General features: G+C 69.8%; 6 protein-coding genes. 2 read left to right on the forward strand and 4 right to left on the reverse strand.

Annotated elements, in window-relative coordinates; genetic code table 11:
• Positions 1-847: protein adenylyltransferase SelO family protein (locus Q0379_RS10330; protein WP_299007982.1), on the reverse strand; the 847-nt coding region annotated here is incomplete at its 3' end.
• Positions 848-1,085: 238 nt separating this feature from the next.
• On the opposite strand from Q0379_RS10330, the gene Q0379_RS10335 reads away from it, so the two are divergent.
• Complete coding sequence (locus tag Q0379_RS10335) at positions 1,086-3,602, forward strand: TonB-dependent receptor (protein ID WP_299007974.1); 2,517 nt, start codon at positions 1,086-1,088, stop codon at positions 3,600-3,602.
• Between the two features lie 183 nt (positions 3,603-3,785).
• Positions 3,786-6,203 carry a M20/M25/M40 family metallo-hydrolase gene (locus Q0379_RS10340; protein WP_299007975.1) on the forward strand — a complete coding sequence of 806 codons (2,418 nt, stop codon included), beginning with the start codon at positions 3,786-3,788 and terminating at the stop codon, positions 6,201-6,203.
• A 145-nt stretch (positions 6,204-6,348) separates the two neighbouring features.
• Here the strand turns inward: Q0379_RS10340 and Q0379_RS10345 are convergent, their stop codons facing one another.
• The 3 genes from Q0379_RS10345 to Q0379_RS10355 all read right to left on the reverse strand — a co-directional run bounded on the left by Q0379_RS10345 (position 6,349) and on the right by Q0379_RS10355 (position 10,266).
• Positions 6,349-8,217: an AMP-binding protein gene (locus tag Q0379_RS10345; RefSeq protein ID WP_299007976.1), complete on the reverse strand. Its 1,869-nt coding sequence runs from the start codon at positions 8,215-8,217 to the stop codon at positions 6,349-6,351.
• 95 nt (positions 8,218-8,312) lie between these two features.
• Positions 8,313-8,522, reverse strand: a complete 210-nt coding sequence (locus Q0379_RS10350) for a hypothetical protein (RefSeq protein WP_299007978.1) — start codon at positions 8,520-8,522, stop codon at positions 8,313-8,315.
• A gap of 208 nt (positions 8,523-8,730) precedes the next feature.
• Positions 8,731-10,266: a class I SAM-dependent methyltransferase gene (locus Q0379_RS10355; RefSeq protein WP_299007980.1), complete on the reverse strand. Its 1,536-nt coding sequence runs from the start codon at positions 10,264-10,266 to the stop codon at positions 8,731-8,733.
• Between the last annotated feature and the right edge of the window lie 431 nt (positions 10,267-10,697).

Below are 10,697 nucleotides of genomic sequence, written 5' to 3' on the forward strand. Positions count from 1 at the left end.
AGTTCGGGTCGTTGCGCGGCAGGAAGCGCCAAGGGCCGTAGTCGAAGCTCTCGCCCGTGACGACCATGTTGTCGGTGTTGAGCACGCCGTGAACGAAGCCGGCCGCCATCCAGCGCGCCAGCAGGCGGGCGCTGGCGGCGACCACCGCCTCCATCAGCGCCGCCGGGCGATCCGGCGCATCGGCCAGGTGCGGATAATAGTTCTCGACGACATGGTCGATCAGGACGGAGATCAGGTCGCGGCGATCGAAATAGGCCAGGCGCTGGAACGTGCCGAAGCGGATATGGCTGTGCGACAGCCGGGTCAGCACGGCCGAGCGGGTCGGGCTGGGCTCGTCGCCGCGGGTCAGGGCCTCGCCCGTCTCGATCAGCGAGAACGCCCTGGACGTCGGGACGCCAAGGGCCTCCAGCAGGCTGGCGGCCAGGACTTCGCGGACCCCGCCCTTCAGGGTCAGCCGGCCGTCGCCCGAGCGCGACCACGGCGTCTGGCCCGAGCCCTTGGTGGCCAGGTCCAGCAGGCGGTCGCTTCCCGTCTCGCGCAGCTGGGCGAACAGGAAGCCGCGGCCGTCGCCGAGGTCTGGATTGTACACGCGGAACTGATGGCCGTGATAGCGCATGGCCAGCGGAACCGGCTGATTGTCCGGCAAGGGCGCGAAGCGGCCAAAGTGCGCGATCCAGTCCGCGTCGGTCAGCTCTTCCAGTCCGACGCTGGCCGCCGCGCGATCATTCCGATGGCGGAGGATCGTCCGCGGGAAGTCCGCGGCCTCGACCGGATCGGCGAATTCGCGGCCCAGGCGCTGGAAGCGCGGGGCGGGACGGTAAGCGGAAGACAGCGGCATGGTCGCCAGATGAGGCCGACGCGCTCACCGCGCAACCCTTCTTCGAAAGTACGCAACGGTCAGCGAACGTTGTCACATCCTGGCAACACGATGCGCTAGGCCGTTTTGTCACAAGGGATTTTGCTTGCCGAACACCCTTGCGGCGCCTAACCCTTGGTCATCCATTCGAACGATCGTTCGAGCGGGGCAACGAAAAACAAGCCTGGGGGCGGGCAAGCGTCTCCGGGCCAACGAACCGAGGTAGGAAATGCGCTTCACCCAGGTGCTCTGCGGCACTGCGTCCGCTGTCGTCCTCGCTGGTCTTGGCGCTTCGAGCGCCGCGCAGGCTCAAACGAGCGACGTTCAAACCGTCGATAGCATTATCGTCACCGCTCAGAAGCGGGAACAGAACCTGCAGGACGTGCCGGTGGTGGTCACCGCCGTCGGCGCCAAGCTTCTGCAGGACACCGGCGTCAAGGACATCAAGGATCTGACGATCCTGACCCCCGGCCTGACCGTGACCTCCACGTCTTCCGAAGCCTCGACCACCGCCCGCGTGCGCGGCGTCGGCACGGTCGGCGACAACCCCGGCCTCGAAAGCTCGGTCGGCGTCGTCATCGACGGCGTCTATCGCCCGCGTAACGGCGTCGGCTTCGGCGACCTTGGCGAGATGGAACGGATCGAAGTGCTGAAAGGCCCGCAGGGCACCCTGTTCGGCAAGAACACCTCGGCCGGCGTCATCAACGTCATGACCAAGGAGCCGGAGTTCGGCTTCGGCGCCAACGGCGAGCTGACCTTCGGCAACTATGACGCCAAGGGCGCGGCCGCCTCGGTCACAGGGCCGCTGTACGAGGACAAGCTGGCCGGCCGCATCTACGTCGCCGCCCGCAAGCGCGACGGCTACAACGACGTGATCACCGGCAATGGCCCGTCCAAGCGCGACCAGGACGCCGACCAGAACTTCTACACCGTCCGCGGCCAGCTGCTGTTCGTCCCGGACGACCGCGCGACCTTCCGCGTCATCGCCGACTACAGCCGTCGCGACGAGAACTGCTGCGGCGCGGTGCAGATCCGCACCGGCCCCACCGCCGCGATCCTGGCGGCGGTCTCCGGTCAGGCCGCTCCCGTGGCGACGACGGCCGACCCGTTCGAGCGGGTGGCCTATTCGAACCGCGGCGCGCCGGCCAAGATCGAGGATAAGGGGGTGTCGCTGCAGGGCGACATCGACCTGCCGATCGGCTCTCTGACCAGCATCTCGGCGATCCGCAACTGGCGAACCGACAACGGCCAGGACTCCGACTTCAGCACGGCCGACATCACCTATCGCAACAAGGACGGCTCGAACTATTCGGAGTTCACCACCTATACGCAGGAGCTGCGTCTGGCCGGCCGCAGCGAGAAATTCGATTGGCTGGTCGGCGCCTTCCTGGCGGACGAACGCCTGGAGAACCGGGCCAACTTCTATTTCGGCAACCACTACGAACAGTATCTGGGCCGCCTGCTGTCGCGCTCCGCCGCCAATCCGGCCGGCGTCCCCAACTTCATCGCCCTGCTGCTGAACCGCGCGCCCAACACGTCCTTCGCGGCGGGCCAGGGCCTGCGCGACCGCTACGATCAGCGCGCCACCACGATCGCGCTGTTCACCAACGACACCTGGCACGTGACCGACGCGTTCGAGATCACCGCCGGCCTGCGCTACACCGCCGAAAAGAAGAAGCTCGACACCTATCAGACCAACACCGACGGCGGCGTCGGTTGCGGCACGGCGTTGTCGGCCGCCGGCCAAGCCCGGATCGCCAGCATCGTCGGCGCGGCGAACACGGGCACGATCATCGGCAATCTCTGCCTGCCCTGGGCGAACGCGCTGTTCAACGGCCGCGGCACGCACCAGGAGCGCACGGACAAGGAGTGGAGCGGCACGATCAAGGCGTCCTACCGCTTCTCGCCCGAGGTGTTCAGCTACGCGTCCTTCGCGCGCGGCTACAAGGGCGGTGGTTTCAACCTCGACCGCACCCAGTCGTCCAATGGCCTGCCGTCGGGCGGGGCGGGCGTGACGCCGATCTATGACACCTCGTTCCCGGCGGAATTCGTCGACAGCTACGAGCTCGGCCTGAAGAACACCCTGTTCAACCGGACGGTCCTGTTCAACATCAGCGGCTTCTATCAGAAGTTCACCGACTTCCAGCTGAACACCTTCCTGGGCACCTCGTTCGTGGTGCGATCCATTCCGGAGGTGAAGTCCAAGGGCGTCGACGCCGACTTCCTGTGGTTCACGCCGGTCCGCGGCCTGACCGTGCAGAGCGGCTTCACCTACGCCCTGACCAAGTATGGCAACCAGCCGATCCCGAACGATCCGGGCAACGCCCTGGCCCTGCTGCCGGGCAGCCGCATGTCGCTGGCGCCGAAGTACTCGGCGTCGGGCTCGCTGACCTATGAGACCCCGGTCGGCGACAACATGAAGGCCCGCTTCAACATCGGCGCCAAGTACTCGTCGTCCTATAACACCGGCTCGGACCTGTTCCCGCCGAAGGTCCAGAAGGCCTTTACGGTCGTGAACGGCCGCGTGGGCATCGGGTCGGCGGACGAGCGCTGGACCATGGAGCTCTGGGCCCAGAACCTGCTGAACGAGAAGTACATGCAGGTGGCCTTCAACGGCCCGCTGCAAGGCTCCTCGGGCCTCAGCGCCACCCAGAGCACCTACAACCCGTCGCTGGACACCATCACCTACGACGCGTTCCTGGGCGCGCCGCGCACCTACGGCGTGACCCTACGCTCAAGGTTCTAACCGGGAGGGGGAACCCTCGGGCCGCCAAGGGCTCAGAGGGCTTTCGGAAGAGGGAGGGGCGATCCGGGCGACCGGGTCGCCCTTTTCCTTGCCGGGCTCAACTTTTCCGATTTCAGGTCTTCCGGACGACGCCGCATCACCTCAGCATGGCGCGGGGGTATCGATGGACGCCGGGAGACCAGCATGAAGACGATCCGCTTCCTCGGAGTCTGGATCTGCCTCGTGATCGGCCTGGCGCTGGGCGTCTGGAGCCTGCGGACGCCGGCGCCCCTGCCCGCCAACGCGCCGCCAACGGCCTTCTCGGCCCAGCGCGCCATGGCCGATGTCACGGCCATAGCCCAAGCGCCGCATCCCACGGGGTCGGCCCAGATCGCCAAGGTCCGCGATCATTTGCTGACGCGGATGGGCGAACTGGGCCTGGAGGTCTCGGTCCGCCCCGACCAAGGTTTCTACGCCAACGCCAGCAACCCGCGCTTCCTGACCGTCGCCTCGGTCCAGAACCTGGCGGGCGTGCTGCCCGGAAGCCAGCGCGACCTGCCCGCCGTGCTGATCATGAGCCACTATGACTCGGTTCCCAACTCGCCCGGCGCGGCCGATGACGCGGCCGGCGTCGCCGCCGCGCTCGAGATCGCCCGCGCCCTGAAAGCCGGCGGCCCCGCCAAGCGCGACGTCATCTTCCTGTTCACCGACGCCGAGGAGCCGGGCCTGCTGGGAGCCGAGGCCTTCTTCGCCCGCGACCCGCTGGCGGGGCGCGTCGGCCTGGTCGTCAACCTCGAGGCCCGAGGCGACGCCGGCCGGGCGTCGATGTTCCAGACGGGCCCCGAAAACGGCGCGCTAATGACCATCTTCGCGCGCGCCGCCAAGGGCCCCTCGGCCAACTCGCTGGCCTCGGCCGTCTACGCCAAGATGCCCAACGACACCGACTTCACCCATGCGGTGCGCAAGGGCTTTCCGGGCCTGAACCTGGCCTTCATCGACGACCAGCTGGCCTATCACACGCCGCTGGCCAAGCCGGCGCACCTGGAGATGGGTAGCCTGCAGCACGTGGGCGACCAGACCCTGCCGACGATCCGGGCGCTGGCCGACGCGAGCGAACTGCCGCCGCCGGCGCCGGACGCGATCTATTCCGACGTGCTGGGCCAGTTCCTGGTCAGCTATCCGCCGCTCGTCGGCTGGGCGCTGCTGGGCCTTGCCGGCGCGCTGCTGGTGTTCGCCGGCTGGCGCACCCTGAGCCTGGGCGCCGCCAGCGGCTGGGAGATCGCCCGCGGCGCGGCGGGCCTGCTGCTGCTGGCGACGACGGCCGCCCTCGTCCTGCACCTGGCCGGCCGGCTGCTGATGGTCCGGGACGTCCAGCGCTACTACGATCTGCTGGTCAGCTTCGACTACGTGCTGTGGGGCGCGGGCCTGCTGGCGATCGCCGCGGGGCTGGGCGTCGCCACCGCCATGGCGCGGGGCGCGAGCCGGATCATCCCGTGCGTCGTCGCCCTCGTCCTGGGCGGCGCCTGCAGCCTGGCGGGCGGCTTTGATCCGGTGGGCCTGGGCCTGGGGATCGCCGCCGCCGTGCTGGCGGCGCTGGCCCTGGATCATCGGACCGACGCCCTGGGCGGCTGGGTCGGCGGTCTCGTCGTGCTGCTCATCCTCGCCACCGCCGCCCAGGTCCTGGCGCCCGGCGCGACGGTGATGCTGACCTGGCCCCTGCTGATCGCGGCCCTGGGCGTGGCCCTGGTCATCGGGATCGGCGGGACGCGAGACAGGCGCGTGGCCCTGGCCCTGACCGCCGTGATCGGCGTTCTCGCCATCGTCTCGCTGGCTCAATTGACCGCCTGGGCGGCCTTCACCTTCGCGGGTCTGGGCCTGCAGGAGCCGGCCATACTGGCCCTGTTCGCCATGCTGGCCGCGCCCGCCCTGTCGCCGCTGACCCACGACTTCGCCGCCACCCGCTGGGCCTGGCGAGCGGCCCTCGTCCTGGTCCTGGCCGGCGGCGGCCTGATCGGCTACGCCGCCCTGGCGGAGGGAACCGCCGCCCGCCCCGCCCCCACCGGCGCCCTGCACCTCGCCGACCTCTCGACCGGCAAGGCCTGGCGCGTCGCCGAGCATCCGCGCCTCGACGCCTGGACCAAGGTCGCCCTGCCCGACGACGCCGGCGCCCAGCCCGTCCAGCAGAAGCTGGCGCCGTTCTGGTGGAAGCCTGCCTGGATGTCGGAGACCCGCGCCGCGCCGGTCGAGGTTCCGCAGCTGTCGATCGACCGCGCCGAGGATCGCCTGCTGGTCCGGCTGATCCCGGCGCCCGGGACCGAGATGGTCACCCTGCGCCTCAAGCCCAGCGGCCCGCTTAGCCAGCCGCGCCTCAACGGGCGTCCGGTCAGCTTGAAGATGGAGGCCGGCCAGTGGTCGAGCCTGACCTATCACGCCCCCGACCCCAACGGCGTCACGCTCAGCTTCACGACCTCCGGCCCCGGTCAGGTCGAGGTGGCGGCGCTGGCGTATCACGACGGCTGGCCGACCCTGGCCAAGGCGCCGCCGCCCAAGCCTCCCGGCCTGATGGCGTTCGGCCTGTCGGACAAGACGGCGGTGCTGGTGCGCGGTCAGGCGAGCTGGTGACCCCGATAATCCGACCTCCCCGGCGAATGCCGGGGCCCAGATGGCAAGATGCTGAAGTGGGCTCTATGAGCGCCGCGCTCGTCCAATCAACCTCGACGCTCTGAGATCTGGGTCCCGGCATTCGCCGGGAAAATCGGTTCTAAAATCAGACCGCGAACACCCCCTCGCCCGGCTCCCGCTCGTACAGCGCCGCCACGCGGTCGGCGCGGCGCTCCAGCGTCGCGCGCTGGTTGACGTAGCCCTTGTCGGTGATCTCGCCGGCGTCGATCGAGGGCGGCTCGGTCAGGATCGTGAAGCGGGCCACGCGCCGCGACGACCCGCCCGCCGCCGCGTTGAAGGCCGTGAGGCGCTCGCGCAGGATCGCGACCAGCTTGTCCAGGGGCGTCCCCGGTCCCGGATCGGCGACCAGCGCCGCCAGACCCGCCGGCGAGGGCCACAGCATCGCGCCGATGAACGGCTTGTCCTGGCCGGTGATCACCGCGTCGTGGATGTAGGGGCTGCAGGCGGCGACGAGGTCGGGCCGCAGCACGCCGACGCTGACCCAGGTGCCGGTGTCCAGCTTGAAGTCCTCGGTCACCCGGCCGTCGAAGACCAGGCCCTTGGCCGGGTCTTCCGGATCGACGAACCGCGCCGCGTCGCCCAGGCGGTAGAAGCCCTCGTCGTCGAAAGCCGCCGCCGTCTTCTCCGGGTCCTTGTGATAGCCGGCGGCCACGGTCGGCCCCTTGACGCGTACCTCGTACTTCGAACCGCTGGGCGCCAGCTTCAGCTGGATGCCCGGCAGGGGCAGCCCGACCAAGCCGACCCGCTCGGTCACCCAGTGGGTGACGGTGACGCCTTGCGTCTCGGTCGCGCCGTACATGGTGGTCAGGGGGATGCGATGGCCGGTCTCCGCCACCGCGAGCGCCTGGATCCGCTCATAGACGTCGTTCGAGAGGGTCGCGCCGCCATAGCCCATATAGCGCAGGTTCTTGAAGAACGACCGCCGCAGGGCCGGGTCCTTCTCCATCGCCTCGGCCAGCATCGAGAAGGCGATCGGGGCCGAGCCGAACACGACCGGCGAGACCTCGTAGAGGTTCTTGATCGTCGTCTCGAACAGACCCGGCAGCGGCTTGCCCTCGTCGATGTGCAAGGTGCCGCCGCCCCAGATCACGGCGTTGAAGCCGATGTTGCCGGCCGAGATGTGGCTCCAGGGCATCCACTCCAGGCTCTGGGGGACCTCGTCGGTCGCCGGCTCCTCGGCGCGCAGGCCCTCCTGGCCGGCGATGACCCCGGCCATCATGCCGTGGGTCTGGGGCACGGCCTTGGGCAGGCCGGTCGAGCCGGAGGTGAACAGGTACTTGGCCACCGTCGCGGGGCCGACGCCCTCCAGCGCCGCCTTCAGCGCCGGGGTCGGCGTCGTCGCGGCCACCGTCTCGTAGGCGATCGCGCCCTCGCCCGCCCCGTCGGCGGTGACGATCAGCAGGGTCGGATCCAGGGCCTTCAGGGTCTCGATCGCCTTGGCGAACATCGCCCCGCTCTGGGCGAAGACGACGCGCGGCGCCACGCGCTCGAAGCAATGCTTGAGCTTGGCGTGGTCGGTCGAGATCAGGCTGTAGGCCGGGCTGACCGGCGCGGCCGGGACGCCGGCGGCGTAGGCGCCCAGGGTCATCAGGGCGTGCTCGATCGAGTTGCTCGACAGGATCATGACGCTGTCGGCCGGGGTCAGGCCCTGGTCCAGCAACCATTGGCCGATCCCTTCGACCTGGCGCAAGGCCTCGCCGTAGGTCACTTGCCGCCAGGGGCCGTGGTTCGGCTCGCGCTGCTTCAGGTACGGCCGCTCCGGATGCTCGGACGCCTTCTGCGCGAACAGGTGGGCGATCGAGCGCGGGCCTTCGCCGGGCGCATGGTTCGAGGTGATGACGATCGAGCCGTCGGGCCGGCGCTCGACGCTGACGTCGGGGCCCTTCATCGGCAGCGGCTTGAACGGAGCGGAGGAAGGCTCGCGCACGGGCGAGCCGCCGTCGGGCGGCGTCATGATTTCACTCCCTCAGCTTATCGTTGTTCTGTTGACGGTGAGCCCAAACCGGCCGCGCGGCAAGACTGACGTCGGGGAAGCGGGCCTTCCGGGCGCTAGGCCCGTCGCCGGGCCCGGCGCGCCGCCTTGGCCGCGGCCTCGGCGGAGGAGACCTGCTGGGCGAAGGTTTCCAGGCAGACCCCGAACCGCTCGCCGCAGGCGCAGTCGATGACCGGCAGGAACCGCACCGCCTCGATCGTCGCCCGGGCGGCGGCGGCGCAGCGCGGACAGGGAAACTCAAGCTCTACGCCACCCACGTCCAGCATGCCGGTCGCTCCCGTCGCGCGCCTTTTCGAATCCCTCGAAAGACGCCCTGACGATGGCAGGCCCGGCGGCCGTCGTCCCTGCGACCTTCTGTCCAGCCCTAGAGCCCTTTCCGATCTGATTGGATCAATCAGATCGGAAAGGGCTCTATTCTAAAAGTTTAGAGCATTTTTCGATCCGATAACCGTTTCACACTTATCGGAAAATGCTCTAGGCGATACCGAGGCCCCGCCACCACGGCAGCACAGTGTCGGCGAAGGCGACCGCCTGGGCCTGCAGCGCCGCCTGGGCCGCGTCGCCCTGCAGGGGCGCGCCGCCGGCCAGGAGGGCTTGGCCCTGCTCGGCCAGGGTCCGCGCCGCGAAGGCCGCCCACTCCGCCGGTCCGCCTCCGTCCCGCTCGCGCGCCAGCCAGAACAGCTGGTGGAAGCGCTGGACGGTGATCGCGCCGCCGGTCACGGGCGAGGCCAGGAAGCCCAGGTTCGTCGCCTCGGCCGCCCGCCGCGCCAGCTCCAGGTTCAGGGCCCGCGCCGTGCCGGCCCCGCGCGCGGCGCTCTCCGCGCCCTGGGCCGAGGCGACGACGCCCTGGGCCATCAGCAGGGCCAGGGCCGTGGTCAGCTGGGCGAAGGCCGTCCCCGCGGGCGCGGCGGCCTCCAGCTCGCCGATCGGGCGCGGCTGTCCGTCGCCCAGGGTTTCGAGGATCGCGTCGTACAACGGCCCGCCTAGGGCGACCTCGGCGAAGGTCCCCCGCGCCTTCTCCAGCGGCTGGCCGGCGGGCCGGGCCATCACCACGCGCTGATCGCGCAGGGCCCGGCGCTGGTCGGCGACGGCCAGGGGCGACAGGCCGCGCAGCCAGTAGTCGCGCCGGAACTGGGCCTGGACGGCGAAGTCGCGGAAGGTCTCGCGCAGCGACGGGTCGGGCAGCTCGCGCAGGAAGCCGGCCATGCCGGGCGAGACGTTCAGCTCCTCGACCTGGTCGGGCATGTAGGCCGAGGTCGCGAACGACAGCTTGGCCCCCGACAGCCGCGCCTCGACGTCGGCGAACCACATCGGATGCCAGTCGCGGTTCATATACTCGTGGACCATGTAGGCGCGGTCCTGCTTCAGCAGGCCCTCCAGCCGGTCGATCACGGCGGGATTGAGCCGCGAATAGACCGGGTCCTCGGCGAAGAAGCGCTGCATGGTCAGCAGGGCCGCGTCCAGATTGGCGGCGGGACCCAGGCCGGGCGCGCCCAGCGTCTCGGCGTGGCGCTTCATCAGGTGGCGCAGCGGCCCGGCCATCGCCCAGCCCGGCTGGGTGTTGTAGGAGATGTAGACCAGGCCCCCGGGCTTCAGCTTGCGGCGCAGGAACGCGACGATCTTCTCGCGCGCCGCGTCGTTGACCCAGCTCCAGACGCCGTGCAGGGCCACGAAGTCGAACTCCGGCAGGCCCGGCCGCTCGGCGAACTCGTCGAAGGCGTCGTCGGTGAAATGGGCCTTGGCCCCGCTGGCCGCCACGAGGTCGCGGGCGAACACCGCCTGGGCCGGCGCGAAGTCGCAGCCCCACCAGTCGATGTCGGCCTGGGTCGCCGCGTGGACCGCCGCCGAACAGCCCTGGCCGAAGCCCAGCTCGCAGGCCGTCTCGATCTTCGGCGGCCGCAACCCCTTCAGCAGCAGCGGAAAGGCCGAGCGGACCGGGTTCAGCTCCGGATAGGCGCCGTAGGTGTACCCCGTCTCGACCACATAGCCGGCGCTCCAGTCCTCGTTCATTCGCCCCTCCCAGAGTCGGGATCACGGTGGGCCGGGGATTGGCCGGCGGCAAGGGGGCGGAAGAGCGGCGTTATGTCACTTACCTTCTCCCTTCCCCCTTGATGGGGGAAGGGCGGGGATGGGGGTGACCGCTGCGTTGGCGGCGGTGCGCGGCATCGACCGCCGTGTTCACCCCCACCCTACCCTCCCCCATCGAGGGGGAGGGAACATGGGAGATCGGCTTCACGCGATCGCTCGCTGAAGGCATGGAAGGGGATGCGGAGCGCCCGGACGTTCGTCCGGATGTTGGATAGTGGGTACCGTTTCGACGAAGCCTGAACGCTCCGCGCAGCCGTTATCCGGTGAGCCTTCGACGCGCGGGGTTTTAACCCGCTTTCGAAAGAGGCCCCCGGCGGGCGGGCCGGGCTGGCGACCCGGTCCCCGGACCGTCC

The organism is uncultured Caulobacter sp. (assembly GCF_937900395.1).
Taxonomy (GTDB): Bacteria; Pseudomonadota; Alphaproteobacteria; order Caulobacterales; family Caulobacteraceae; genus Caulobacter.